Below are 24,824 nucleotides of genomic sequence, written 5' to 3'. Positions count from 1 at the left end.
TCACGCCTCGTCGGGTGGGGAGGGCACGGCGAGATAGGCCGCTTTCGGAATGTCTATGAGGCCGCGGAGCCCTAGCGTGGCGGCATCTGCTGCCGTGAGTCCGCCAATGGCCGCGCGCACCGCCGCGGCTGTTGCCACCGCATCGGCATCAGCCGCCGCAATATAGGGCAGGCCGGGGGTCGGGGCCGTGCGCTCCAGCACCCGCAGGTCACCCGCGAAAGCGTCATGGCTTTCGATCAGCCGCCAAGACACCGCATCCAGCGCCGCGATATCCGCGCGCCCCTCGGCCACGGCTAGGGCCGAGGCGCGGTGACCGTGGCTTTGGCTACGCTCTGCAAACCAAAAGCCCCGCGCCCGGCAATGCGCGTAGGGGGCGGCATAGCCTGATTGCGAGAACGTCTGGTTGTAGGTGAAGCGCGCCGCGTGGAAATCGGAAATTGTTTCACGGGGATCATTGGCGCGAACCACGAAAACGCTGTTGTAATACCCCGGCGGGCAGCCTGCGACGCCAAAGTCCGGCGTGCCGATCAGCGTGACACGGTCGTGCAGCCACAGGCGGTAAGGCATCCCGCAGGTCTGGGAGAGGGTGAGGTCCGGCGCGGTCCAGACGGCGAATTCCTCGGCATCATTGCTCAGCCTTTCCGGGGCCGGGGTGCCCTGCGCGCGCAGGGCGTCACGGATCATGGCCCAGAAGCGCCCTGTCGCCTCGGCGGTCTCTGGGCGCAGGTACATCATCAGGCTGGCGATCATCGGCGGCTCCGCTTGGGGTGTCCCTGTTTAGGCCGCGCCGCCGCGCGGTGGCAAGCGTCGGTTCCCCGCCGATCCTCCGCCGCGCGGGGAAAATCCGGTGACTCATTGTGGGGCCGCGGTTATGCTGCCGCCAAACGCCAGCAGAGCGTCAGGGGCAGCTTGATATGATTAATCTTTCCAGCGTCATGGCCCGCAGGGCGCGGTTTCTGAACCGCTGGCACGCTTGGCGTGCGACCCGGGGCCGGGGGCGGGTCGTCGCGTTCACCTCCTCGCCCGAGCCGCGCACCATCGGCTCTTTCGCGCGGGGGCGGCAGTTGATGGCGGGCAATTACCTCTTTGCCGGCAGCCTGCTGACCGCGCCGCAAACCGCCATGTGGGACCTGACCCCGCCTGACCCCGCCTTTGCCGCGGAGCTGCACGGTTTTGCGTGGCTCGATGACCTCGCTGCCGTGGGCGATGCGCGGGCGCGGGGGGCGGCGCAGGCGTGGCTTTGGGGCTGGATCGACCGTTTCGGGCGCGGGCAGGGGCCGGGCTGGACTCCGGCGCTGACCGGGCGGCGGCTGATCCGTTGGATCAACCACGCGCTTTTCCTGTTGCGCGGGACCGAGGCCGAGCAGAGCGACGCCTTCTACCGATCCCTCGAACGGCAGACCCGGTTCCTGTCGAAACGATGGCGCGGGGCGGCCCCCGGCCTGCCGCGTTTTGAGGCGCTGGCCGGGCTGATCTATGCCAGCCTGTCGCTTGAGGGGCTGGCCGAACTGGCCGATCCGGCGGTCAAGGCCCTCGCCCGGGAATGCGCCAGCCAGATCGATGCCGAGGGGGGGCTGCCCACGCGCAATCCCGAGGAACTGCTGGCCGTCTTCACCCTGCTGACATGGGCCGCCGCCGCGCTGAGCGATGCGGGCCGCAGCACGCCCAAGGAGCATCTGACCGCGATCGAGCGGATCGCGCCGACCCTGCGCAGCCTGCGCCATGCGGATGGAGCGTTGGCGCGGTTTCACGGCGGCGGGCGCGGCATGGAGGGCTGGCTGGACCACGCGCTGGCGGCGGCCAAGGTCAAGACACGGCAGCCCGATGGGCTGGCCATGGGCTTTGCAAGACTGTCCGCAGGCCGCACCAGCGTGATCGTCGATGCGGCAGCCCCGCCAAGCGGTGCGGCCTCGACCAACGCCCATGCCTCGACATTGGCATTCGAGCTGACCTCGGGGCGGCGGCCCTTGGTGGTGAATTGCGGCTCCGGCGCGTCTTTCGGGCTGGAGTGGCGGCGGGCGGGGCGCGCCACGCCGTCGCATTCGGCCCTGTCGCTCGTCGGCCATTCCAGCGCGCGACTGGCGGAGCCTGATCCGCATAGCGGGGCGGAGGCGTTGATCGCGGGCCCGCGCCACGTGCCCGTCGAGATCGGTGAGGCGGCGGATGGGCTGCGTTTCGAAGGCGCGCATGACGCCTATCTGCGCAGCCACGGTCTGACCCATGCGCGGCGGCTGGAGCTGACCGCAGACGGGCGCGGCCTTTCGGGGGAGGATATGTTGCTGGCGATAGAGGGGGCGGAGAAGCGGCGCTTTGACAAAGTGCTGAACGCGGCCCAGTCAAAGGGGGTCGCCTTCGACATCCGGTTTCACCTGCACCCGGATGTGGATGCCACGCTGGACCTTGGCGGGGCTGCGATCTCAATGGCGCTGAAAAGCGGGGAGATTTGGGTGTTTCGCCATGACGGCACGCATAATCTGTCTTTGGAACCGGGGGTTTACCTTGAGACAACCCGCCTGAAACCACGCGCCGCGCAGCAGATCGTGCTCTCGGGCTATGCCATGAACTATGCCACGCGGGTGCGCTGGTCGTTGTCAAAAGCGCAGGAAACTGCGATTGGCGTGCGAGATTTGTCGATCGACGATCCCTATGCTGATGAAGACTGACCAAGGAACCAGCCCCATGCCCGACCTCTATCCCATCAAACGCGCCCTGCTTTCCGTATCCGACAAGACCGGTCTTTTGGACCTTGGCAAAGCTTTGGCGGCGCGGGGCGTGGAACTGCTCAGCACCGGCGGCACCGCGAAAGCGCTGCGCGACGCGGGGCTGGAGGTTCTGGATGTGGCCGATGTGACCGGCTTTCCCGAGATGATGGACGGGCGCGTGAAAACGCTGCACCCGGTCGTGCATGGCGGTCTGCTGGCCCTGCGCGACAATGACGAACACGTCGCCGCGATGAACGAGCACAACATCGGCGCGATCGATCTGGTGGTGGTGAACCTCTACCCCTTCGAGGAAACCGTAGCCAAGGGCGCGGAATATGCCGAGGTGATCGAGAACATCGACATCGGCGGCCCGGCGATGATCCGCTCGGCGGCCAAGAACCACGGTTTTGTCAACGTGGTGGTGGATGTGGAGGATTACGCCGAGGTCATCGCGGAGCTGGAGGCCAACGACGGCCAGACCACTTACGCCCTGCGCCAGCGTCTGGCCCAGACCGCCTATGCCCGCACCGCCGCCTATGACACCGCCGTCAGCACATGGATGGCGGCGCAGGTCGCGGCCACGCCGCGCCGTCGCACCTTCGGCGGCACGCTGGCCCAGACCCTGCGTTATGGCGAGAACCCGCATCAGCAGGCGGCCTTCTACACCGATGGCTCGAACGCCCCCGGTCTGGCCAACGCGGTGCAGCATCAGGGCAAGGAACTGTCCTATAACAACATCAACGACACCGACGCGGCCTTCGCGCTGGTTAGCGAATTCGACCCCAAGGACGGCCCCGCCTGCGCCATCATCAAACATGCCAACCCCTGTGGCGTGGCGCGCGGAGAGACCCTGCTCGAGGCCTATAAACGGGCCTTCGACTGTGACCGCACCTCGGCCTTCGGCGGCATCATCGCGTTGAACCAGCCGCTGGACGGGCCAACGGCAGAGGCCATCGCCGCGATCTTTACCGAAGTCGTCATCGCGCCGGGTGCGGACGAGGATGCCAAGCGCATCTTCGCCGCCAAGAAAAACCTGCGCCTGCTGACCACCGAAGGCCTCGCCGATCCGACCGCCGCCGAACTGGCGGTGCGTCAGGTCTCGGGCGGCTTCCTTGTGCAGGACAAGGACGTGGGCCGCATCACGCGCGATGATCTGAAAGTCGTGACCAAGCGCAAGCCCTCTGACCAGGAACTGGACGACATGCTCTTTGCCTGGACCGTGGCCAAACACGTCAAGTCCAACGCCATCATCTACGTCAAGGACGGCGCCACCGTGGGCGTCGGCGCGGGCCAGATGAGCCGCGTGGACAGCACCCGCATCGCCGCGCGCAAGGCCCAAGACATGGCCGAGGTGATGGAGATCGACGCCCCCCTGACGCAAGGCTCGGTCGTGGCCTCCGATGCTTTCTTCCCCTTCGCGGACGGCCTGATCACCGCCGCCGAGGCCGGTGCCACGGCGCTGATCCAGCCCGGCGGCTCGATGCGGGACGACGAGGTGATCGCGGCGGCGGATGAGGCGGGGCTTGCCATGGTCTTCACCGGCATGCGCCACTTCCGGCACTAAACGAAGGGGAGCCCCATGCGGACATTCGGCATCGCGGCCTTCGTGGCCTTTCTGATCGACCAGATCAGCAAATATGTGGTCATTCACATGATGGAACTGGCGCGTGTCCGCTCCATCGACGTGCTGCCGCCGGTGCTGAATTTCCGCTACGGGGAAAACCGGGGCATCAACTTTGGCCTTGGCGGCGACATGAGCCAATGGGTGCTGATCGTGGTGGCGCTGGTGATCTGCGCGGGCGTCACCCTATGGCTCTGGCGCAGCCCGCATGGGCGTTGGGCGCAGCTGAGCGGTGGCCTGCTGGTCGGCGGGGCGCTGGCGAATGTGGCGGACCGGTTGATCTACGGCTATGTGCTCGATTTCCTGAACAACTCCTGCTGCGGCATCAACAACCCTTTCGTCTACAACTTGGCGGATGTCTTTATCTTTGCCGGGGCCGTGGGGCTGATCCTCTTTACCGGAGAGCCGAAAAGCGCGCCCAAACGCCGGGGCAAAAAAGGTCAGTGACATTGCCCGCTTGCCTGCGATATTGAACAAGCAGACCCCGAAAGGAGACACCATGCGCCGCATTGCCCTCATCAGCTTGATCCCGCTGGCCCTCGCCGCCTGCAGCAATCAGGGCCTTCGCGATTTGCATCCGACTTCTGAAGGGCCTGATGAGTTCCTGATCCAACCGGTCAAGCCGCTGGAGCGTCCCGACAACCTGAACACCCTACCCACGCCGGCGCCGGGGCAGGCGAACCTGACCGACCGCTCGGCGGTGGCCGAAGGGGTGGCGGCATTCGGCGGGCGTTTGGATACCTCTGCTGGCATCCCGGCGGGGGATGCAGCACTGGTTCAACATGCAAGCCGGATGGGCGTGCAGCCCGGCATCCGCGCCAGCTTGGCCGAGGCCGACGCGGAATTCCGCAAGCGCAAGGGCCGTTTCACCCAATTCCGTATCGTGCCGGTTGATCGCTACGGCCAAGCCTACAAGCGCATGATCCTCGACGCCCATAGCGAGGCGGAGCGCTGGCGCAGGGCAGGCGGGCGCACGCCGTCCTACCCGCCGCAGGACACACGTTTTCGCTAGGCTTCTTGAAAGTAGCGCCAGACCGCGTAGGTAATGCGAAAGGCGATATATTTCGAGGTAAGCAATGATCCGACTGCCTATGATGGCGGCCCTGGTGGCAACGCTTTTCACAGCCCCCGCCGCGCAGGCGGGGCAGACCGAGAACGAAGCGGTCACCCATTTCACCCTTGATAACGGCATGGAGGTCGTGGTCGTCGAAGACCACCGCGCCCCGGTCGTGCAGCAGATGGTCTGGTACCGCGCAGGTTCGGCGGATGAGCCCAAAGGCGCCTCCGGCGTGGCGCATTTCCTTGAGCATTTGCTGTTCAAGGCCACCGATAAGCTGGAAGCGGGCGAATTTTCCGCCACGGTGGCGGCCAACGGCGGGCGCGACAACGCTTTCACCAGCTACGATTACACCGCCTATTACCAGCGCGTCGCGGCGGACCGCCTTGGCCTGATGATGGAGATGGAGGCCGACCGGATGAAGAACATCCGTTTGACCCCCGAAAACATCGAAACCGAACGCGATGTGATCCTCGAAGAACGCAACCAGCGGACCGAGAATAACCCCGCCGCGCTGTTCAGCGAACAAATCAACGCCGCGCAATATCTCAACCACCGCTACGGCGTGCCGATCATCGGCTGGAAACATGAGATGGAGGAGTTGGACCTCGAAGATGCGCTGTCGTTCTATGAACTCTACTACTCGCCCAATAACGCGATCCTCGTGGTCTCGGGCGATGTGTTGCCCGAAGAAGTGCGCGAACTGGCCGAGGCCACTTATGGCCAAATCCCCGCCAACCCCGCCTTGCCGGAACGTCTGCGCACCGAAGAGCCGCCCCAGATCGCCGAGCGTCGGTTGATCTACAAAGACGCTCGCGTGGCCCAGCCCTATGTCCGCCGCTCCTACCTTGCGCAGGAACGCGACAGCGGCGAACAGGAGGAAGCGGCGGCGCTCTTGCTGCTTAGCGAATTGCTGGGCGGCGGCACCACGTCCTACCTTGCCGAGAAACTGCAATTCGACACGCCAATCGCCAATTACACCGGCGCCTTCTACAAGGCCGACACGCTGGACGACACGACCTTTGACCTTGTCGTGCTGCCCGTGCCCGGCGTCAGCCTGCAACAGGCCGAAGAGGCGCTGGACGAGGCGCTCGCGCAGTTTATGGAGACCGGTGTCGACCCGGAACACCTCGAACGTCTCAAGGCGCAGTTGCGTGCCGATCAAATCTACGCCCGCGACGACGCGGACCGCGTGGCGCACCGCTATGGTTCGGCCCTCGCCATCGGCCTCACGGTCGAAGACGTGCAGGCATGGCCCGATGTGCTCCAGGCCGTCACCGCCGAGGACATCATGCAGGCCGCCCGCGACCTGTTCGACAAACGCGCATCGGTCACCGGCTGGCTGATGAAGGAGGACGCGCAATGAGACTGATCTACGCCCTGATCCTGACGGTAATTGCCGCACTCCCCGCCCGTGCCGAGGTCGATATTCAAGAGGTGACCAGCCCCGGCGGCATCACCGCTTGGTTGGTTGAGGAGCCTTCGATCCCCTTCGTGGCATTGGAAATCCGTTTCCGTGGCGGCGCGTCTCTCGATGCCCCCGGCAAACGCGGCGCGATCAACCTGATGACCGGCCTCTTGGAAGAAGGGGCAGGCGAGATGGACGCCCGCGCCTTCAGCCGCGCGACCGAAGTACTGGCCACGAACCTCAGCTTTGATGTCTCGGACGATGCGCTTTCCGTGTCCGCACGTTTCCTGACCGAGAACCGCGCGCCCTCGATCGACCTTCTGCGCGCAGCCCTTCAGGAGCCGCGTTTTGACGAAGATGCCATTGAGCGGGTGCGCGGCCAAGTGATTTCGAACATCCAGTCGAACCAGAAAGACCCCAACAAAATCGCCCAACAGACCTTTGACCGGATCGCCTTTGGGGATCACCCCTATGGCAGTTCGCTGAATGGCACGTTGGAAAGCGTCGCGGGCCTGACCCGTGACGATCTGCTCGCCGCGCATCGCGCGGTGCTGGCGCGGGACCGCATCATCGTCGGCGCGGTGGGCGACATCACGCCCGAGGAATTGGGCCAGATGCTCGACAAGCTCTTGGGGGGGCTGCCCGCCGAAGGTGCGCCGATGCCGCCCCGGGCCGAGGTCGATATCCCCAGTGGCACCACGGTGGTCGATTTCGCGACGCCGCAGTCCGTCGCGCTCTTTGGTCAGCCCGGCCTCGCGCAGGACGATCCCGATTGGTTCACCGCGACGGTGCTGAACCATGTCCTCGGCGGCGGCGGTTTCGAATCCCGGCTGATGACCGAGGTGCGCGAGAAACGTGGCCTGACCTACGGCGTCTATTCCTACCTCGCCCCGCGTGATCTGGCCGAGACCTATCTCGGCTCCGTCAGCTCGTCCAATGACCGCATCGCCGAAGCGATTGAGGTGATCCGCGCCGAATGGGCCAAGGCCGCCGCCGAAGGCATCACGCAAGAGGAACTGGAGGCCGCCAAAACCTATATCACCGGCGCCTATCCGCTGCGCTTCGATGGGAATACGCCCATCGCCAACATCCTCGTCGGGATGCAGATGCTGGGCCTGCCGACCGACTATATCGCCACCCGCAACGACAGGGTCGAGGCGGTCACGCTCGAAGACGTCAAACGCGTCGCCGCCGAGCTGTTGGAGCCCGAGAACCTGCATTTCGTTGTCGTCGGCCAGCCCGAAGGGCTAGAGGCCGCAGACACAGCGCAGGAATGAAAAAAGCGCCGCTCCCGAAAGGGGGCGGCGCTTCTGCATAGGCCGGGCGGTGGGCGTTATTCGCCGTAAGGCACCCAGATGTTCTTGACCTCGGTCGCGGCCTGCAGGAAGTCGCGCCCCGCGCCCTCGGCCCCGAACCAATCCCGCGCCGTGCCGTGGTTGACCCAGCTGCGTTTGATGTTGCTCGCGGCCCCTTTCTCCACAATGCCGGAAAGCGCCGCGGCGCCGAAGGACCAGACCGCATCCACATCCATATGACGCGCCATCGCCTCGGCCAAATCCGCCTGCGGCCCGGTCAGGATATTCACCACGCCCGCGGGCACGTCCGATGTCTCAAGCACCTGAACGAAGTCCGTCGCCGCCAGCGGGAAGGGTTCGGAGGCCGAAAGGATCACCCGGTTGCCCATGGCGATGGCGGGGGCCATGCAAGAGATCAGTCCCAGCAAAGGCGCCTCGGCAGGACAAAGCGCGCCGATCACACCCACGGGTTCCTTCATCGCCAGCGCCACGCCACGGATCGGCACGCCGTGCACCTGACCGTCGTATTTGTCGGCCCAAGCGGCATAGGTGAAAAGCCGGTCAATGGCCGCATCGACCTCCCTATGGCCCGTCTTTGTGCCCTGCATCGCATCGAGACGTGCTGCGAATTCATCGCCCCGTGCCGAAAGGTTCTCGGCAATGTAGTACAGGATCTGCGCCCGCAGATGGCCGGTGGTTTTCGACCAGCCCTTCGCCGCATGCGCCGCCTCGACTGCATTGCGCAGGTCCTTGCGATTGGCGAGGCTCACATGCCCCAACAGCCCGCCGGATTTGCCCCAGACCGGCGCGGAATAGCCCCCATCGGGCCGCGCCTGCTTGCCACCGATATAGAGCTTCGCAGTCCGGTCGATCCCGTCCTCCGGCGCGCCCTCACCTGAGAAAGCTTCGATCTCCTTCAAAGGCTTCCGCGCCGTCTTGGGCTTGGTATAGCCCGCCAGACCTTCCCAACCGCCCTCGCGGCCAAAGCCGCTTTCGCGCTTGCCGCCGAAACCGGCTGCGGCATCCATCATATTGGTGCCATTGACCCAAACGATCCCGGTCTCCAGCTTCGGTGCGATGTCGAGGGCGAGGTTCACATTCTCGGTCCAGACCGTCGCCGCCAGACCGTAGCGCGTGTTGTTGGCCAGCTGCACCGCCTCGCCGGGCGTGCGGAAGGTGGTGGAGACCAGCACAGGCCCAAAAATCTCTTCCTGCATCAGCCGATCCGCAGGGTTCAGCCCGGTGATCAGGGTGGGCGGATAGAAACAGCCATTCTCAGGCATCGCCCCCGGCGCCATGAAACGCTCACCGGCGGTATTGGCCTCGACCATCTCGCTCACGCGCTTGTATTGCACCGGGTCGACCAGCGCGCCCACGTCGATGCTTTTGTCCAAGGGATCGCCGATGCGCAGCTTCTCCATCCGCGCGCGCAGCTTGGCATAGAACCGATCCGCGACCGGCTCATGCACCAGCAAGCGCGACCCGGCACAGCAGACCTGACCCTGATTGAACCAGATCGCATCGACCAGCCCTTCGACGGCGCTGTCCAGATCGGCATCATCGAAAACGATGTAAGGCGATTTGCCACCCAGCTCCAAGGTCAGCGCCTTGCCGGACCCCGCCGTCACCTCGCGAATGCGGCGGCCTACGGCGGTGGAGCCGGTAAAGGCGATCTTGTCGATATCGTCATGGCCGACGATCATCTCGCCCACGGTACCATCGCCCGTCACGATGTTGACCACACCCTTGGGCAGCCCGGCCTGACGGCAGATATCGGCAAACAAAAGCGCGGTCAGCGAGGTGTATTCCGCAGGTTTCAATACCACGGTATTTCCCATCGCCAGCGCGGGCGCGATCTTCCACGCCAGCATCAGCAGGGGGAAGTTCCACGGGATGATCTGCCCGCAAACCCCAAGCGCCTGCACATCGGGCAGTTCGCTCTCCATTAACTGCGCCATGCCCGCGTGATAATAGAAATGCCGCTGCGCCAAGGGCACGTCGATATCGCGCGCCTCGCGAATGGGCTTGCCGTTGTCCAAAACCTCCAAGACCGCAAACAGCCGCGCGTGTTTTTGCAACAAACGCGCCAGCGCATAGATATGCCGCGCCCGGCCATGGCCGCCCAGCTTCTCCCACTTGGGCTGCGCTTTGCGCGCCGCCTTTACGGCGGCATCCACATCGCCCTGCGACGCCTGCGTGAGACTGGCCAAGACCTCACCCGTCGCCGGGTTCGTGCTGTCAAACCCCGCCCCCGGCGCGGTGAAGGCGCCATCGATGAAATGGCCAAACCGCCCGCCCTGATCGACGATCCACGCCAGCGCATCTGCCGCCGATTCCGGGGCTGGCCCGTATTCCATGCTTTCGAATATGTCGGACACGCTCATGCCTTCATCCTTTTCCAAATACCTTCCCGCAGCCTGCAACGGGCTCAGGCGGTCGCGTGGCGGTAAGCCGCCGAATAGTTGCCGGTCACATGATGCTCCAATTGCCGCTCGATATCGCCCAAGAGCGAGGACGCCCCAAAGCGGAACAGGTCAGGCTGCAACCAACGGTCGCCCAGCTCTTCCTTCATCAGCGCCAGATAGGTGATCGCATCCTTGGCCTTCGAGATGCCGCCCGCGGGCTTATAGCCTACCCGCACCCCGGTGCGCGCGTAATACTCACGGATCGCGCGGATCATCACGAGGCTGACGGGCAGGGTGGCGTTGACGCTTTCCTTGCCGGTCGAGGTTTTGATGAAATCGGCCCCGGCCATCATGCAAACCAGCGACGCGCGCGCCACATTGCGCAGCGATCCCAATTCGCCGGTGGCGAGGATCGCCTTCACATGGGCCTCGCCGCAGGCTTCGCGGAAGGCGCGCATTTCATCGTAAAGCGCCTGCCAGTCGCCCGAGAGCACATGACGGCGCGAGATCACGATGTCGATCTCGCTCGCACCGGCCTCGACGCTCATTTCGATCTCGCGAATGCGCAGTTCCAAGGGCGACAGCCCCGCCGGGAAGCCGGTTGAGACGGCGGCGATGGGGATGTTCGTCCCCTCCAGCGCGCGGCGCGCGGCAGGGATCATCTCGTGATAGACGCAGACCGCGCCGGTGGTGATCGGCGCCATGCCAAGCGCCTCGAGCAGATCGGGCGCAATCGGTTGCCGCGCCTTGGCGCAAAGCCGCTCGACCCGGCGTGCGGTGTCGTCGCCCGAAAGGGTCGTCAGGTCGATACAGGTCACCGCGCGCAGCAGCCACGCGGCTTGGTGGTCCTTTTTCAGCGAACGCCGCGCGGGCAGGGCTGCGGCGCGGCGCTCGATCGCCGAGGTATTCGCCTGCACCGAGCGCAGCCAATCCATATCGAGCGGCATCGGTTCGACGCGGGGTTCGGTGACCTGGGGCAGATGGCCCGGCGCGTCGGTCTCTGTCTCACGGTGCTGCGGGGTCGTCTGGCGGGCCATCGGGGTCTCTCCGGTTTGGTCAGGCGCGCAAAATGGCATGGGGCAGGGGCCAAAGCAAGCGACGCTAACCCCGCGTCACCGGTCGGATGCCTGAAAAACAGGCGAAATGTGGAAATTGTTAATGAGAACCATTCTCAACTGTTGACTTAATTGAGAATCGTTCTCACTAATACCCCCATGACACATGCATCTGATCCGTTTCGCCCGTCGCGCCGCACCGCTTTGATCGGCAGCCTGAGCGCTTTTGCCCTGCTCGGGGCCGCGCCCGCTGCCTTTGCCGCGCCAAAGCTCAACGTCGTTGCGACCACCGGCATGATCGCTGACGCCGCCCGGCGGATCGGTGGCGATCTGGTGGAGGTCCGCTCGCTCATGGGGTCGGGCGTCGATCCGCACAGCTACCGCCAGACACGCAGCGACATCGTGGCGCTGACCCGGGCCGATCTGGTGCTCTGGCACGGCCTTTACCTTGAGGCGCAGATGGAGCGGTTCTTTGAAGATCTGGGCCGCAAACGCGCCGTGATCGCCGTGGCCGATGCGCTGCCCAAGGATGGTTTGCTCAGCCACCCGGATTACGAGGGCCGCTATGACCCGCATGTCTGGATGGACCCCAACACATGGATCGCCGTCGTCGATGAAGTCACCCGCGCATTGACCAAGGCGCACCCGGCGGGGGCCGAGACCTTTGCCGCGAATGCCAAGACCTACCGCGCGGAACTGGACCAACTCGCCGCCTATGCCGCCGAGACCGTGGCGCAGGTGCCCGAAGGCCAGCGTGTCTTGGTCACGGCGCATGATGCCTTTAGCTACTTCGGGCGCGCCTTTGGGTTCGAAGTGATCGGCATTCAAGGCATCTCGACCAACAGCGAGGCAGGGCTCAACCGCATCTCTTCGCTGGTCGATGAGCTGGTCGAACGCGAGATTGGCGCGGTTTTCGTCGAAACCTCGGTGTCCGACCGTAACATGCGCGCACTGGTCGAAGGCGCGGCGGCGCGCGGCCATGAGGTCGTGATCGGCGGGTCGCTCTATAGTGACGCCATGGGGGAACCCGGCAGCTATGAGGGCACTTATATCGGTATGATCGATCACAACGTCACCACCATCGCCCGCGCGCTTGGCGCGCCGGTGGATGCGGGCGGGATGAACGGCAAGCTGGTACAGGGAAGCTGATCTATGACACTCGAACTCGCCAGTAGTCGCGAAACCGCGCCGACATCGCGCGCCGACAGCCCGCTTGCGGTGCGGGGCATGACTGTCTCCTACGGGCAGAAGCCTGCGGTCTTTTCGGTCGATATGACCGTCGAGCCGGGCAAGATGACCGCGATCATCGGGCCGAACGGGGCGGGGAAATCGACGCTGCTCAAGGCCGCTTTGGGCATCCTTACCCCGCTGGCGGGCACCGCCACCGTCTATGGCAAGCCGGTGGCCGAGCAGCGCCACCGCATCGCCTATGTGCCGCAGCGCGCGAGCGTGGATTGGGACTTCCCGACCCGCGTGATCGACGTGGTGCTGATGGGGCTTTACCCGCAACTGGGCCTTCTGGGCCGCATCCGCCCCGTGCACCGCGCCCGCGCCGCCGATTGTCTGGCCCGCGTCGGGATGGAGGATTTCGCCACCCGCCAGATCGGCCAACTCTCGGGCGGCCAGCAGCAGCGGGTGTTCCTTGCGCGGGCCTTGGCGCAGGATGCGGATCTCTACCTGCTCGACGAACCCTTTGCCGGGGTCGATGCGGCGACGGAAAAGGCGATCATCGCTGTGCTGAAATCCCTGCGGGATGCGGGCAAGACGGTCGTCGCCGTGCATCATGATCTGTCCACGGTGCCTGAGTATTTCGACAATGTCTTCCTGATCAACACCCACCGCGTGGCCGAAGGCAGTGTCGCTGAGGTCTTCAAGTCCAACCATCTGCAAGACGCCTATGGCGGGCGTTTGGCGGGCGCGCAGATGGATGCTTTGCAACTGTCATGATCTGGGACGCGCTGACACTGCAATTGGGCTACAACGCCACGCTGGTAACGCTGGGGGCCACGCTTTTGGGCATGGCGGCAGGCGTTGGTGGCACCTTCTTGTTTCTGCGCAAACGGGCGTTGGTGAGCGATGCGATCTCGCATGCGACCCTGCCCGGCGTGGCGCTGGCCTTTATGGTGATGGTCGCGCTTGGCGGTGACGGGCGCAATTTGATCGGTCTGCTGCTGGGGGCCGCGCTGTCGGCGGGGGTGGGGCTGCTCTTGGTCTCATGGCTCAGCAACCGCACGCGATTGGCCGAGGATGCGGCGATCGGCTCGGTCCTGTCGGTTTTCTTTGGCCTTGGCATCGTGCTGCTCACGGTGATCCAGACCATGAGCGCAGGGCGACAGGCGGGGTTGGAAGATTTTTTGCTCGGCTCCACCGCCGGGATGCTGCGCAGCGATGCGCTGATCATCGCCGTGGCGGCGGCGCTGACGCTGGCGCTGGTGCTGCTCTTGCGCCGCCCGCTGACGCTGGCCTCTTTCGATCCCGAATATGGCACCGCCATCGGGCAGAACGTGCCGCGCACGGATCTGGCGATGATGGGGCTGGTGCTGGCCGTGACGGTGGTCGGGCTCAAGATCGTGGGGCTGATCCTGATCGTAGCGCTGCTGATCATCCCGCCCGTGACAGCCCGGTTCTGGAGCGAGCGGACCGACCATGTGGTACTGATCTCGGGCGCGCTCGGCGGCATTGCGGCCTATATCGGCGCGGCGCTGTCAGCGGCGCAGCCGAACCTGCCGACGGGGCCGATCATTGTTCTGGTGGGCTTCGCGCTCTTTGCGCTGTCGCTGCTGTTGGCACCGGGGCGCGGGGCGCTGTCGGCGCTACTGCGGCACCGGCGCTATCAGCGTCGGGTCCATCTGCGGCAGGGGCTCTTGGCGTTGGCTCATGGGCAGCCGATCTACGAACAACTCACCCTGCGCCTGCTGCGGGCCGAGGGCTACGCCCTGCCCGATGGGGTCGCCACCAAGGCGGGCCGGGGCCGCGCGGCCAAGGCGCTGCGCGATGAAACCCGCTGGCAACTGATCCGCCGCGATCCGGCTTACGAGGCGGCGGCCCAGCAATATGACGGTCTGACCCCCATCGAGACAGTGCTGACCGCCGACCAAATCCGCGAAATCGACAGCCGCATCGACATGCGCGGCGGGGTGATGGCATGAACGGTTCCGAATTTGTCCCCCTGTCTTTGGTGCCGATGCTGACGGGCATCTTCGTGGCGGTGGCCTGCGCCTTGCCGGGGAACTTCCTTGTCCTGCGCCGCCAAGCGTTGATCGGCGATGCGATCAGCCATGTGGTGCTGCCGGGGATCGTCGTGGCGTTCCTGCTGACCGGTGTGGTCAGCACTTGGCCGATGCTGCTGGGCGCGGCGGGCGCAGCGCTGGTTGCCGTGCTGGCCATCGAAGGCGTGCGGCGTTTGGGCAAGATCGAATCCGGCGCGGCCATGGGCGTTGTCTTTACCGCGATGTTCGCGGGCGGCGTGCTGCTGCTGGAACAATCCGACACCAGCAATGTGCACCTCGACGTGGAACATGCGCTTTATGGCAACCTCGAAAGCCTGATCTGGCTGGATGCGACCGGCTGGGGGTCGCTGCTCGACCCTGAGGCGCTGGCGACCATCCCGGTGGAGCTGCCGCGCATGGCGATTACGTTTCTTTTCGTTGCGCTTTTCACGGCGGTGTTCTGGCGTCCGCTCAAGATCAGCACATTCGACGAAGGCTTTGCCCGCACCATCGGGATGAAGACCGGGCCTTTGGGCCTTGGGCTGGTGATCGTCGCCGCCATTGCCGCCGTGGCTGCCTTTGACGCGGTGGGCAGCATCATCGTGATCGCCATGTTCATCTGCCCGCCCGCTGCCGCGCGGATGATGACCAACCGCCTGGAGCATCAGATCGCATGGTCGGTGGGTTTTGCCACCGTGGCCGCGATTTTAGGCTATGTCTTGGCAGGTTACGGGCCGCTGTGGATCGGGCTGCGGGATTCGGTCTCGGCGGCGGGGATGATCGCGACCGTCTCGGGGCTGATCCTTGGCGCCGCGGCAGTGATGGGGCCGCATCGGCATAGAGGGGCCGCCGCGCCTACCGCTTAACCGAATCGCAACGATTCGTTTTATCGGCGACTGATTCGCTTTTGCTTTGACCTGTGATTCGTCCTGCGTCTATACAGGTGGCAAGCTCCGCCGGAGACGACTTGTACCCGGGTCGCCCGCCGCTCTGATAAGACCGGAATAACAAAAGCACCAGTGCGCCGAGTAGCCGACCCAGCAGCGGATCGCCCCACCTTTGGCGGCGGTCCGCTGACTTTGCCCAGAACCTCTGATACCCGGCTCTCATAGACGCATTCACATCTGGCAGAATCAAAAGCCGCCATGCTAGGTCTTGCGGTATGCCCAGCCCGACCCCCAATATAAGCGAAGTTCGCCCCGTCATCCGTCAATTGGACGATTCCGCGATCAACCGCATCGCCGCTGGCGAGGTGGTCGAACGGCCCGCTTCGGCGGTCAAGGAATTGGTCGAGAACGCCATCGACGCGGGCGCGCGGCGGATCACCGTGGAATATGCCGATGGCGGCAAGACGATGATCCGGGTGACGGACGATGGCTGCGGCATCGCGCCCGAAGATTTGCCGCTGGCCCTATCGCGTCATGCGACCTCTAAAATCGACGGCTCCGACCTGCTGGATATTCACACTTTCGGTTTTCGCGGCGAGGCGCTGCCGTCGCTCGGAGCCGTCGGGCGTTTGACCATCACCAGTCGTGCGTCTGGGTTTGACGGGGCCGAGATCACCGTCGACGGGGGCCGCATGGGGGAGGTGCGCCCCGCCGCACTTAACAGCGGCACGATCGTCACCCTGCGCGATCTGTTCTTCGCCACGCCCGCGCGGCTCAAGTTTCTGCGCACCGACCGGGCCGAGGCGCAGGCGATTGGCGATGTCATCAAACGGCTCGCCATGGCCGAGCCCTTTGTGCGTTTCGTGCTGCGTGATGTGTCGGGTGACGGCAAGGGCCGCGATGTGTTCCGCGCCGAGGCCGAGCAGGGCGATCTTTTCGACGCGCTGCATGGGCGTCTGGCGCAGGTGCTGGGCCGGGAGTTTGCCGAGAATGCCCTGCCTATTGATGCGATGCGCGAGGGGCTGCATCTGACCGGTTTCGCTGCCCTGCCGACCTACTCGCGCGGCTCTGCCGTGGCGCAATATCTCTTCGTGAATGGCCGCCCGGTGCGGGACAAGCTGCTGACGGGCGCCCTGCGCGGCGCCTATTTCGATTTCCTCAGCCGCGACCGTCACCCGGCGGCGGCGCTTTTCGTGGAATGCCCGCCAACGCTGGTCGATGTAAACGTGCATCCCGCGAAATCCGAAGTGCGCTTTCGCGATCCGGGGTTGGCGCGCGGGCTGATCGTCTCGGCACTGCGCCACGCGCTGGCCGAAGCGGGCCACCGCGCCTCGACCACCGTGGCGCAGGCCACCTTGGGCGCGATGCAGCCCGAGCCGCAGGGCGCGTGGGTCTACCAGATGGACCGCGCCGGCATGGACCGCCCCAGCCCCGCCGCACGGGAGGCCGCCTATCAGGCGCAGGCCCCCGGCTTTGCCGAGACCGCAGGCGTTTGGGGCCGGGTGGAGGGCACGCCGCTGCCCGAGACCCCCGCGCCGAGCCACGCCGCCGCCCCCGAAGCGGAAGAGGCCGCGCCCGCCCCCGATTACCCCTTGGGCACCGCGCGCGGGCAGGTGCACGAAAATTACATCATCGCCCAGACCGCCAATGGCATGGTCATCGTCGATCAGCATGCGGCGCATGAGCGGCTGGTCTATGAGAAACTCAAACGGCAGATGAACGAGAACGGCGTCGCGGCCCAAGCGTTGCTGATCCCCGAGATCGTCGAACTTTCCGCCAATGACTGCGCGCGGCTGCTGGAACTGGCGGAGGAACTGGCGAAACTCGGCCTTGGCATCGAAGCCTTCGGCGGCAGCGCCATCGCGGTGCGCGAGACGCCTGCGATCCTCGGCACCGTCAACGCGCGTGCGCTCATCCTCGACGTGCTCGATGAATTGGCCGAGGGCGAGAGCAGCAACATCGTTCAGGCCAAGATCGAAGCAATCCTGAGCCGGGTGGCTTGTCACGGCTCGATCCGCTCGGGCCGCTGGATGCGTGCCGAAGAGATGAACGCGCTTTTGCGCGAGATGGAGGCGACGCCGCATTCGGGCCAGTGCAACCACGGGCGGCCCACCTATGTCGAACTCAAACTCGCCGATATCGAACGGCTCTTCGGGCGCACTTGATGGAGCTTGGCGGCACGACGTTGAACCTGTCTGACCCTGTGACGCTCTTGGCCCTTGCGGGCGCGGGGCTGCTCTTGCTCATCGTCATCCTGCTCATCATGGCGGTCCGTGCCGCAGGCCGTTCGGCCCGTGTGGCCGCCCCCCTGGCGCAGCAGATGCGCGTGCTTGGCGGCCATGTGCAGCAATTGGGGCAAGGGCAGGAGCAGCTGCGCGGCGGGTTGCAAATGGTCTCGGACACGCAAAGCAACACCCAAGCGCAGATGATGCAGACGATGGAAGCGCGGCTGGCCTATGTGCAGCAGCAGATGCAGGACCGGCTGGCCGACAACGCCGCCCGCTCGGCCCGTTCGCTGGGTGAGATGCAGCAGCGCATGACCGAGACGCTGCACGGCTCGTCGAAACGCACCACCTCCAGTCTTGCGCAGTTGCAGGAGCGTCTGGCCTCGATCGACAAGGCGCAGGATAATATCACCAAACTGTCGGGCGACGTGCTGTCGCTCCAAGACATCCTCAGCAACAAGCAAACGCGCGGATCCTTCGGTGAAATCCAGTTGCAGGATATCGTGTCGAAAGCCCTGCCAAGCGACAGCTATTCGCTGCAAGCCACGCTCAGCAACGGCAAGCGGCCCGATTGCCTGATCCATCTGCCCAACCCGCCCGGGCCGATCGTGATCGACAGTAAATTCCCGTTGGAAGCCTATGAGGCCCTGCGCCGCGCCAAGACCGAAGCCGAGACCCGCGCCGCCGCCCAACAGATGAAGACCGCCGTGCGGGTGCACCTCAATGCCATCGCCGACAAATACATTCTGGAGGGGGAGACGGCGGAAGGCGCCTTGATGTTCCTGCCCTCCGAGGCGGTCTATGCCGAGTTGCACGCGAATTTTTCCGAACTCGTGCGCGAAGGCTTTGAGAAACGCGTCTGGATCGTCAGCCCGACCACCTGCATGGCCACGCTCAACACCATGCGCGCGATCCTGAAGGACGCGCGGATGCGCGAACAGGCAGGCGCGATCCGCAAAGAGTTGGGCAATCTGAACAAGGATGTAGAACGTCTGGCGACCCGGGTGGGCAACCTCGACCGGCATTTCACCCAAGCGCGGCGGGACGTGGAAGAGATCAAAGTCAGCAGCGAAAAAGCCGCCAAACGCGCGGGGCGCTTGCATAATTTCGACTTCGAAGAACTGGCAGAAGCCAAAACCGAGGCTATTGTTCCCCTAAGGACACCCGAAGGGAACGGCTGAATGAACGACGTGGACATTACCGGGATGACGCTGGAGGCGATGCAGACGCGGGCCGCCGCGTTGCGGGGCGATATCGTGCAAACACCGGTGGTGACGCTCTCCTCTCCCATGGTCGACGAGGTGCTGGGCGGCGCGCGGGTCGCGCTCAAACTGGAGTGTTTCCAGCATACCGGCACCTTCAAGGCCCGCGGCGCGCTGTCGGTGGCGCGACAGCTTGACGATGACACCCGCGGGCGCGGGATCACCGCGGCCAGCGCGGGCAACCACGCCATTGCCGCAGGCTGGGCCGCGGCCAAGCTTGCCATCAGCGCCAAGGTGGTGATGCAGGACAATGCCAACCCCTTTCGCGTCGCCCTCGCCCGTGCCACCGGGGCCGAGGTCATCCTGAAACCCGCCGGGCAAGAGACCTTTGCCGAGGCCGAGCGGTTGGTGCGCGAAGAGGGGCGGTTCTTTATCCATCCTTTCGAGGGGCTGCACACCTCGCTCGGCACCGCCGGGGTGGGGCTGGAACTGATGGCGCAGGTGGCGGATTTGGACGCGGTCGTCGTCTCGGTCGGCGGTGGCGGGCTGATCAGCGGTGTCGCCGCCGCGGTCAAGGCGATCAACCCCGCTTGTCGGGTCTATGGCGTGGAGCCCGAGGGCGCCGACAGCATGTCGCAAAGCCTCGCCTCCGGCGCGCCGGTGACGATCCCTCAGGTCAACACAATCGCCGACAGCCTTGCCCCGCCGATGGCGCTGCCTTTCGGCCATGCGCTTTGCGCGGTCTATGTCGATGACGTGGTGACGGTCAGCGACGATGCGATCTGCGCCGGGATGGTGGTGTTGCAACAGGCGGCAAAACTGGCGGTGGAACCTGCCGCCGGGGCCGCGATGGCGGGCGCGCTCGGCCCCCTGCGCGGGCAATTGGCCGGGCGGCGCGTTGGCGTGATCGTCTGCGGTGCCAATATCGACACCGACAGCTATTTGGGCCAGCTCAGCCGCGGGCAAGCGGCGCTCGACAGCCTGCTGTCCTAGTGCCCTCCAAGGGCTTTGCACGCGGTCGCGGTGCTGCGTGCATTCTTCCTAGAAAATCTATCGGGCGCTGCAACTTTAACTCCCCTTTACCCGTGGGTGCCCCATATCCAAAGTTCCGGACCAAAGCAGGACGCCTATGCCTTTCGAAGCTCTGAACGATAGTACCCTCCCTCATCAGCCGCTTCGTCGGCGTGTCGCCGTGATTGGCGGCGGGATTTCCGGCATGGGGGCGGCGCATATGCTGGCACCTGCGGACCGCGTCACGCTCTATGAGGCGGGGGCCAAGATCGGCGGCCATGCGCGGACGGTGATCGCGGGCAAGAATGGCGATCAGCCGGTCGATACCGGGTTCATCGTGTTCAACTATGCCAACTACCCGCATCTTGCGGCGCTCTTTGCGGAATTGGACGTGCCGGTCGTGCCCTCGAACATGAGCTTTGGCGCGTCGATCGATGGCGGGCGGCTGGAATATGCGCTGACCAATTTCAACGCGGTCTTCGCCCAGAAACGCAATATGTTCAGCCCGCCTTTCCTGCGGATGCTGCGGGACATTCTGCATTTCAACAAGAACGCGCTGGCGGTGTCGCGCGACCCGTCGATGACCATCGCGGAGTTTCTCGACCAGCTGGGCACCGGGCCATATTTCCGCGACTTCTACCTGTCGCCCCTGTCGGGCGCGATCTGGTCCACCCCGACGGAAAAGATCATGGATTTCCCCGCCCATGCCATGGTCAATTTCTTCGAGAACCACGCGCTGTTGAACTATTCCGGCCAGCATCAGTGGTACACGGTAAAGGGCGGCTCGCGCCAGTATGTCGACCGGTTGGAGAGTGCCCTGCGCGCCAAAGGTGTCGACCTGCGCACCGACAGCCCTGTGCAGGCGGTGCGCCGCACGGCGCAGGGGGCCGAGGTCCGCGCCTATGGCGGGGAGTGGGAGGCGTTCGACGAGGTGATCTTTGCCACCCATTCCGATGACACGCTGGCGATGCTGGCCGATCCGACGGAGGCTGAGCAACGCGCCCTCGGGGCAATCCGCTACCAACCCAATGACATCGTGCTACACGCTGACGCCAGCATCATGCCCAAGCGGCGCTCTACTTGGGCGTCGTGGGTCTATACCGAGGACCGCGAGCAGAAGTCCGACCGGATCGACCTGACCTATTGGATGAACTCGCTCCAGCCGATCCCGCAGGACGATCCGCATTTTGTCACGCTCAACACCAAACGCACCATCCGCGAAGAACTGATCTATGACCAAGTGACCCTGCGCCATCCGGTCTATGACCTTGCCGCCTTGGCCGCGCAGGATGAGGTGCGGGCCTTTAACGGCAGCCATAATACATGGTTCTGCGGGGCGTGGCTGCGCAATGGCTTTCACGAAGACGGGCTGGCCAGCGCGGTGGATGTGGTCGAACGGATGCAAGCCGCGCGGGCGGCGCCCTTGGCGGCGGAGTGACGGCGCAGGTCGATCATATCCGCGGTCAGACCTTCCATGGCCGCAAGGGCGCGGTCGAGAACCGTTTCCGCTATTCGGTCGACTATGTGATCTGCGACGCCGAGGCGGAGGCGCTGGCGGCGCCTGCGCTTTTCGCCCGCAATGGTGCGAATGTGACCAGCCTGCACGACAGCGACCACGGCGGCGCGCCGGGGCAGGGGCGCGGCGCCCCTTGGGTGCGCGCGGTTTTGGCGGCGCATGACATCACCGGGGTCGCACGGATCGAACTGTTGGCACAGCCGCGGGTGCTGGGCCATGTCTTCAACCCGGTCAGCTTTTGGCTCTGCCGTCGGGCCGATGATGCGCTGATCGCCGTGATCGCCGAGGTCACGAATACCTATGGCGACCGGCATTCCTATCTTTGCCATTACCCCGATCTGCGCCCCATCGCGCCCGAGGATCGCTTGCGGGCCGCGAAACTCATGCATGTCTCGCCCTTTCAGGACATCTCGGGCGGCTATGTCTTTCGCTTTGACATCAGCGCTGAGCGGATCGGCATCTGGATCGATTTCTCGGATGGGGAGAACGGGTTGATCGCCACCTTGACCGGGCCGCGTGCGCCGCTGACGAATGGCCGTATCCTCTGGTCGCTGCTGCGCCGCCCCTTTGGGGCGCGACGGGTGCTGGCGCTGATCCATTGGCAGGCGCTGAAGCTCTGGCTCAAGGGGGCCGGGTTCCGCAACCGCCCCGAGGCGCCTGAGGTCGAGGTTTCCCGCGATGCGGCCCATGGCGCGGGCGGGCGATGAGGGCGCGCGCGGCCCGGCTGGCAGCCTACGCGCTTTTCGCCGCATTGCTCGCCGCGGCGGGGCTGCCAATCTACATTCACGCGCCGAAGTTCTATGTCGATGAATACGGGGTTTCGCTGACGGCGCTTGGCTCTGTGCTTTTTGGATTGCGGCTGTTGGACGTGGTGCAAGACCCGGCACTCGGGTGGCTGGCGCAAGCGCTGCGCCACAAACGCGGGCTGGCGGTGACGGTGGCGGGGGCGGTGATGGCGCTGGCGATGCTGGGGCTTTTCGCGGTGCCCGCGCCGATGGCGCCCGTGCTGTGGTTTGCCCTGATGCTGACGCTGGTCTTCTCGGCCTTCAGCTTTCTGACAATCTGTTTCTATGCCCAAGGGGTGGCCAAGGCCGACAGCCTGCCGGGGGCCGGGCATCTGACCCTCGCCCGCTGGCGCGAGACCGGGGCGCTTTTGGGCGTCTGTCTCGCCTCTGTTGCGCCCCTGCTGCTGGGCATGGCGCTGGACCGGCCCTTTGCCGGATTTGCGGTGGGCTTCGCGGTTCTGGCGCTCTGGGCCGTGGTCGCGATGCGCAAGGAGTGGCGGGCGACAGGGCTGCCGGGCGCGGGCGGTTTTGGCACCGTCTTGCGCGACGGGCAGGCGCGGCGGCTGTTGCTGATCGCTTTGGTCAATGCCGCCCCGGTGGCCGTGACCTCGACCCTGTTTCTCTTCTACGTCGAACTGGCGCTTGAGGCACCGGGATGGGAGGGGCCGCTCTTGCTGCTGTTTTTCATCGCGGCGGCGGCGGCAGCCCCGCTTTGGGGGATGCTGGCCGAACGCCACGGCCCGCGCCGGGTGCTCTTGGCGGCGATGGCCTTGGGCATCGCCGCTTTCGGCGGGGCGCTGTTTCTGGGTCCGGGGGATGTGGTGCTGTTCGCCTTGGTCTGCCTGGCTTCCGGCGCGGTCTTGGGGGCCGACCTCACCCTATTGCCTGCCATGTTCGCCAGCCGCATGGCGCAGATCTCTCCCTCGGCGGCCGAGGGCTTTGGCCTTTGGTCTTTCGTGTCCAAACTGACCTTGGCTTTCGCGGCGGCGGCCCTACTTCCCGCCCTAGAAGGTGCAGGGTTGCAGACCGCAACGGGAACCAGTTCCGACACATCCATCTCCCTGTTGATCTGGTTCTATGCCGGTGTACCTTGCGCCCTGAAATTGCTGGCGATCGCTCTTCTCGCCGGTGCAAAAGACGTGGAGACATCGTGACAGAGCCGCTAATCTTTATCGCTGTCGGGCTGGGCCTTGGTCTATTGCTCACCTTCCTGCGCCGCCGGTTGGGGGAGTTTCACGGCCAATCGCCCAGCGACTATGTGGATTCCTTCCCCGTCTTCGACCTGCGTTTGCATCTGCGCGATGAGATGATCTGCGAGGGCGTGATTTTCGGCCCCCTTGGTCGGGTCACCAGCAGTTTCACGGCCAAGTTCGACGTGTCTTGGGAGGGCGATGTCGCCACCGTGGCCGAGAGTTTTCGCTATAACGATGGCTCGCGTCAGCAGCGCGAATGGACTGTGACACTGGGCGAGAATGGCCGTTTCACCAGCACCGCGCCGGATGTGATCGGGGTGGGGCAGGGCGTTCAGGCTGGTCCGACATTGCAGTTGCGCTATCGTATCCAACTGCCCGAGGAACTGGGCAGCCATGTGCTGAAAACCGTCGATTGGATGTATCTCACCCCCGATGGCACCATCGTCAATCGCAGCCAGTTTCGGAAGTTCGGGATCAAAGTAGCAGAATTGGTCGCCACCCTGCGACCGACGGAGGAAAGATGAAAGACTGGCAAGGCAAGACCTATTGGCTGGTGGGCGCGAGCGACGGGCTTGGCGCGGCGCTGGCGCATCAGCTAAGCCGCACCGGGGCCGAGGTGATCCTCTCTGCCCGGTCCGAAGACAAGCTGACCGAACTCGCGCAGGCGCTGCCGGGGCGGGCACGGGTGCGGGTCATGGATGTGACCGATGACGAAGACGTTGCACAGGCCGCCAAGGATGTGGGGCCGATCGACGGGCTGGTCTATCTGGCGGGGGCCTATTGGCCCTTTGGCGCGCAGGAGTGGGACGCGAAACATGGGGTGACCATGGCCGATGTGAACTTCACCGGCTTGATGCGCGTCTTGGGGCAGGTGGTGCCGCGGATGGTCGCCCGCGATCATGGGCATATCGTCATCACCTCCAGCCTGACCGCCTATCGCGGGCTGCCCGGCTCCATCGGCTATACGGCCTCCAAGGCGGCGACGCTGTCGCTGGCGGAATGCATGCATGCCGATCTGCGCAAGACCGGCGTGCAGGTGCAGGCGATCAACCCGGGCTTCATCAAGACCCAGTTGACCGACAAGAACGATTTCAAAATGCCCTTTTTGATGGAGCCGCAAGACGCCGCGCGCCGTGTCTTCGAGCATATGAACAGGGACAGTTTCAAACTGGATTTCCCTTACGGCTTCTCACTGCTGTTCCGTTTGGGGCGCTTTCTGCCGGACTGGCTGTACTACCGGTTCTTTTCCTGAA

Annotated in this window: 21 protein-coding genes; 18 read left to right on the top strand and 3 right to left on the bottom strand. The window is 64.9% G+C overall.

All coding sequences use genetic code 11. The annotated features are described in order from the left end of the window. Positions 1–750 carry a phosphate/phosphite/phosphonate ABC transporter substrate-binding protein gene (locus ACGYKA_RS05160; RefSeq protein WP_394408670.1) on the bottom strand — a complete coding sequence of 250 codons (750 nt, stop codon included), beginning with the start codon at positions 748–750 and terminating at the stop codon, positions 1–3. Positions 751–914: 164 nt separating this feature from the next. Between ACGYKA_RS05160 and ACGYKA_RS05155 the strand changes: the two genes are divergently transcribed. From ACGYKA_RS05155 to ACGYKA_RS05130, 6 genes are all read left to right on the top strand, one after another. After that, on the top strand, positions 915–2,663 hold the full coding sequence (locus tag ACGYKA_RS05155) for a heparinase II/III family protein (RefSeq protein WP_394408673.1): 1,749 nt from the start codon (positions 915–917) through the stop codon (positions 2,661–2,663). A 16-nt stretch (positions 2,664–2,679) separates the two neighbouring features. Further along, on the top strand, positions 2,680–4,266 hold the full coding sequence (purH, locus tag ACGYKA_RS05150; protein WP_394408676.1) for a bifunctional phosphoribosylaminoimidazolecarboxamide formyltransferase/IMP cyclohydrolase: 1,587 nt from the start codon (positions 2,680–2,682) through the stop codon (positions 4,264–4,266). Between the two features lie 15 nt (positions 4,267–4,281). Continuing rightward, the gene (gene lspA / locus ACGYKA_RS05145; protein WP_394408679.1) at positions 4,282–4,770 is read left to right on the top strand and encodes a signal peptidase II; all 489 of its coding nucleotides are present in this window, start codon (positions 4,282–4,284) and stop codon (positions 4,768–4,770) included. A gap of 52 nt (positions 4,771–4,822) precedes the next feature. Beyond that, a complete protein-coding gene (locus tag ACGYKA_RS05140) occupies positions 4,823–5,335 on the top strand; it encodes a DUF3035 domain-containing protein (protein WP_394438126.1) in 513 nt (170 codons plus the stop codon). An 82-nt stretch (positions 5,336–5,417) separates the two neighbouring features. Continuing rightward, positions 5,418–6,746 (top strand): M16 family metallopeptidase, encoded by a 1,329-nt coding sequence (locus ACGYKA_RS05135; protein WP_394408810.1) that lies wholly within the window; start codon positions 5,418–5,420, stop codon positions 6,744–6,746. After that, positions 6,743–8,065, top strand: a complete 1,323-nt coding sequence (locus tag ACGYKA_RS05130; protein WP_394408685.1) for a M16 family metallopeptidase — start codon at positions 6,743–6,745, stop codon at positions 8,063–8,065. Before ACGYKA_RS05135 ends, ACGYKA_RS05130 begins: the two co-directional genes overlap by 4 nt. 56 nt (positions 8,066–8,121) lie before the next feature. On the opposite strand, the gene ACGYKA_RS05125 is transcribed toward ACGYKA_RS05130, so the two are convergent. Both ACGYKA_RS05125 and deoC read right to left on the bottom strand, forming a co-directional pair. Next, on the bottom strand, positions 8,122–10,467 hold the full coding sequence (locus ACGYKA_RS05125; protein WP_394408688.1) for an aldehyde dehydrogenase family protein: 2,346 nt from the start codon (positions 10,465–10,467) through the stop codon (positions 8,122–8,124). Between the two features lie 44 nt (positions 10,468–10,511). Further along, on the bottom strand, positions 10,512–11,525 hold the full coding sequence (gene deoC / locus ACGYKA_RS05120) for a deoxyribose-phosphate aldolase (RefSeq protein WP_394408690.1): 1,014 nt from the start codon (positions 11,523–11,525) through the stop codon (positions 10,512–10,514). A 177-nt stretch (positions 11,526–11,702) separates the two neighbouring features. Between deoC and ACGYKA_RS05115 the strand changes: the two genes are divergently transcribed. The 12 genes from ACGYKA_RS05115 (at position 11,703) to ACGYKA_RS05060 (ending at position 24,823) form a co-directional block, all read left to right on the top strand. Further along, positions 11,703–12,692, top strand: coding sequence for a metal ABC transporter solute-binding protein, Zn/Mn family (locus tag ACGYKA_RS05115; protein WP_394408693.1), 990 nt, complete (start codon positions 11,703–11,705; stop codon positions 12,690–12,692). 3 nt (positions 12,693–12,695) lie between these two features. Continuing rightward, complete coding sequence (locus ACGYKA_RS05110; RefSeq protein WP_394408696.1) at positions 12,696–13,490, top strand: metal ABC transporter ATP-binding protein; 795 nt, start codon at positions 12,696–12,698, stop codon at positions 13,488–13,490. Further along, a complete protein-coding gene (locus ACGYKA_RS05105; RefSeq protein WP_067266713.1) occupies positions 13,487–14,692 on the top strand; it encodes a metal ABC transporter permease in 1,206 nt (401 codons plus the stop codon). The genes ACGYKA_RS05110 and ACGYKA_RS05105 overlap by 4 nt, the downstream gene beginning before the upstream one ends. Continuing rightward, positions 14,689–15,618 carry a metal ABC transporter permease gene (locus ACGYKA_RS05100; RefSeq protein WP_394408699.1) on the top strand — a complete coding sequence of 310 codons (930 nt, stop codon included), beginning with the start codon at positions 14,689–14,691 and terminating at the stop codon, positions 15,616–15,618. Before ACGYKA_RS05105 ends, ACGYKA_RS05100 begins: the two co-directional genes overlap by 4 nt. A gap of 296 nt (positions 15,619–15,914) precedes the next feature. Further along, the gene (gene mutL, locus ACGYKA_RS05095; protein ID WP_394408701.1) at positions 15,915–17,804 is read left to right on the top strand and encodes a DNA mismatch repair endonuclease MutL; all 1,890 of its coding nucleotides are present in this window, start codon (positions 15,915–15,917) and stop codon (positions 17,802–17,804) included. Further along, on the top strand, positions 17,801–19,045 hold the full coding sequence (locus ACGYKA_RS05090; protein WP_394408704.1) for a DNA recombination protein RmuC: 1,245 nt from the start codon (positions 17,801–17,803) through the stop codon (positions 19,043–19,045). The genes mutL and ACGYKA_RS05090 overlap by 4 nt, the downstream gene beginning before the upstream one ends. Continuing rightward, positions 19,046–20,059 (top strand): pyridoxal-phosphate dependent enzyme, encoded by a 1,014-nt coding sequence (locus ACGYKA_RS05085; RefSeq protein ID WP_394408707.1) that lies wholly within the window; start codon positions 19,046–19,048, stop codon positions 20,057–20,059. A 136-nt stretch (positions 20,060–20,195) separates the two neighbouring features. Further along, positions 20,196–21,515: an NAD(P)/FAD-dependent oxidoreductase gene (locus ACGYKA_RS05080; protein ID WP_394408710.1), complete on the top strand. Its 1,320-nt coding sequence runs from the start codon at positions 20,196–20,198 to the stop codon at positions 21,513–21,515. Continuing rightward, positions 21,512–22,300 (top strand): DUF1365 domain-containing protein, encoded by a 789-nt coding sequence (locus ACGYKA_RS05075; protein WP_394408713.1) that lies wholly within the window; start codon positions 21,512–21,514, stop codon positions 22,298–22,300. The genes ACGYKA_RS05080 and ACGYKA_RS05075 overlap by 4 nt, the downstream gene beginning before the upstream one ends. Continuing rightward, positions 22,297–23,532 carry an MFS transporter gene (locus ACGYKA_RS05070; protein WP_394408716.1) on the top strand — a complete coding sequence of 412 codons (1,236 nt, stop codon included), beginning with the start codon at positions 22,297–22,299 and terminating at the stop codon, positions 23,530–23,532. Before ACGYKA_RS05075 ends, ACGYKA_RS05070 begins: the two co-directional genes overlap by 4 nt. Continuing rightward, complete coding sequence (locus tag ACGYKA_RS05065; protein WP_067267771.1) at positions 23,529–24,095, top strand: DUF3833 family protein; 567 nt, start codon at positions 23,529–23,531, stop codon at positions 24,093–24,095. The genes ACGYKA_RS05070 and ACGYKA_RS05065 overlap by 4 nt, the downstream gene beginning before the upstream one ends. After that, entirely contained in the window at positions 24,092–24,823 is a 732-nt protein-coding gene (locus ACGYKA_RS05060; RefSeq protein ID WP_394408719.1) for an SDR family NAD(P)-dependent oxidoreductase, read from the top strand. The genes ACGYKA_RS05065 and ACGYKA_RS05060 overlap by 4 nt, the downstream gene beginning before the upstream one ends. The last annotated feature ends 1 nt before the right edge of the window (position 24,824 follow it).

Origin of the sequence: Sulfitobacter sp. 1A15106 (assembly GCF_043556995.1) — a bacterium.
Lineage (GTDB): Bacteria > Pseudomonadota > Alphaproteobacteria > Rhodobacterales > Rhodobacteraceae > Sulfitobacter > Sulfitobacter faviae.
Note: the sequence above shows the minus strand (reverse complement) of the source record. Positions and strands in the feature narration are given on the sequence as shown.

Excerpts from the sequence above, each read along its gene's own strand:
- ACGYKA_RS05130 (WP_394408685.1), top strand. The coding sequence starts at position 6,743 with ATGAGACTGATCTACGCCCTGATCCTGACGGTAATTGCCGCACTCCCC.
- ACGYKA_RS05115 (WP_394408693.1), top strand. The coding sequence starts at position 11,703 with ATGACACATGCATCTGATCCGTTTCGCCCGTCGCGCCGCACCGCTTTG.
- mutL (WP_394408701.1), top strand. The coding sequence starts at position 15,915 with ATGCCCAGCCCGACCCCCAATATAAGCGAAGTTCGCCCCGTCATCCGT.
- ACGYKA_RS05160 (WP_394408670.1), bottom strand. The coding sequence starts at position 750 with ATGATCGCCAGCCTGATGATGTACCTGCGCCCAGAGACCGCCGAGGCG.
- ACGYKA_RS05135 (WP_394408810.1), top strand. The coding sequence starts at position 5,418 with ATGGCGGCCCTGGTGGCAACGCTTTTCACAGCCCCCGCCGCGCAGGCG.
- ACGYKA_RS05105 (WP_067266713.1), top strand. The coding sequence starts at position 13,487 with ATGATCTGGGACGCGCTGACACTGCAATTGGGCTACAACGCCACGCTG.
- ACGYKA_RS05110 (WP_394408696.1), top strand. The coding sequence starts at position 12,696 with ATGACACTCGAACTCGCCAGTAGTCGCGAAACCGCGCCGACATCGCGC.
- ACGYKA_RS05080 (WP_394408710.1), top strand. The coding sequence starts at position 20,196 with ATGCCTTTCGAAGCTCTGAACGATAGTACCCTCCCTCATCAGCCGCTT.
- ACGYKA_RS05100 (WP_394408699.1), top strand. The coding sequence starts at position 14,689 with ATGAACGGTTCCGAATTTGTCCCCCTGTCTTTGGTGCCGATGCTGACG.
- deoC (WP_394408690.1), bottom strand. The coding sequence starts at position 11,525 with ATGGCCCGCCAGACGACCCCGCAGCACCGTGAGACAGAGACCGACGCG.
- ACGYKA_RS05140 (WP_394438126.1), top strand. The coding sequence starts at position 4,823 with ATGCGCCGCATTGCCCTCATCAGCTTGATCCCGCTGGCCCTCGCCGCC.
- ACGYKA_RS05085 (WP_394408707.1), top strand. The coding sequence starts at position 19,046 with ATGAACGACGTGGACATTACCGGGATGACGCTGGAGGCGATGCAGACG.
- ACGYKA_RS05155 (WP_394408673.1), top strand. The coding sequence starts at position 915 with ATGATTAATCTTTCCAGCGTCATGGCCCGCAGGGCGCGGTTTCTGAAC.
- lspA (WP_394408679.1), top strand. The coding sequence starts at position 4,282 with ATGCGGACATTCGGCATCGCGGCCTTCGTGGCCTTTCTGATCGACCAG.
- ACGYKA_RS05060 (WP_394408719.1), top strand. The coding sequence starts at position 24,092 with ATGAAAGACTGGCAAGGCAAGACCTATTGGCTGGTGGGCGCGAGCGAC.
- ACGYKA_RS05070 (WP_394408716.1), top strand. The coding sequence starts at position 22,297 with ATGAGGGCGCGCGCGGCCCGGCTGGCAGCCTACGCGCTTTTCGCCGCA.
- purH (WP_394408676.1), top strand. The coding sequence starts at position 2,680 with ATGCCCGACCTCTATCCCATCAAACGCGCCCTGCTTTCCGTATCCGAC.
- ACGYKA_RS05125 (WP_394408688.1), bottom strand. The coding sequence starts at position 10,467 with ATGAGCGTGTCCGACATATTCGAAAGCATGGAATACGGGCCAGCCCCG.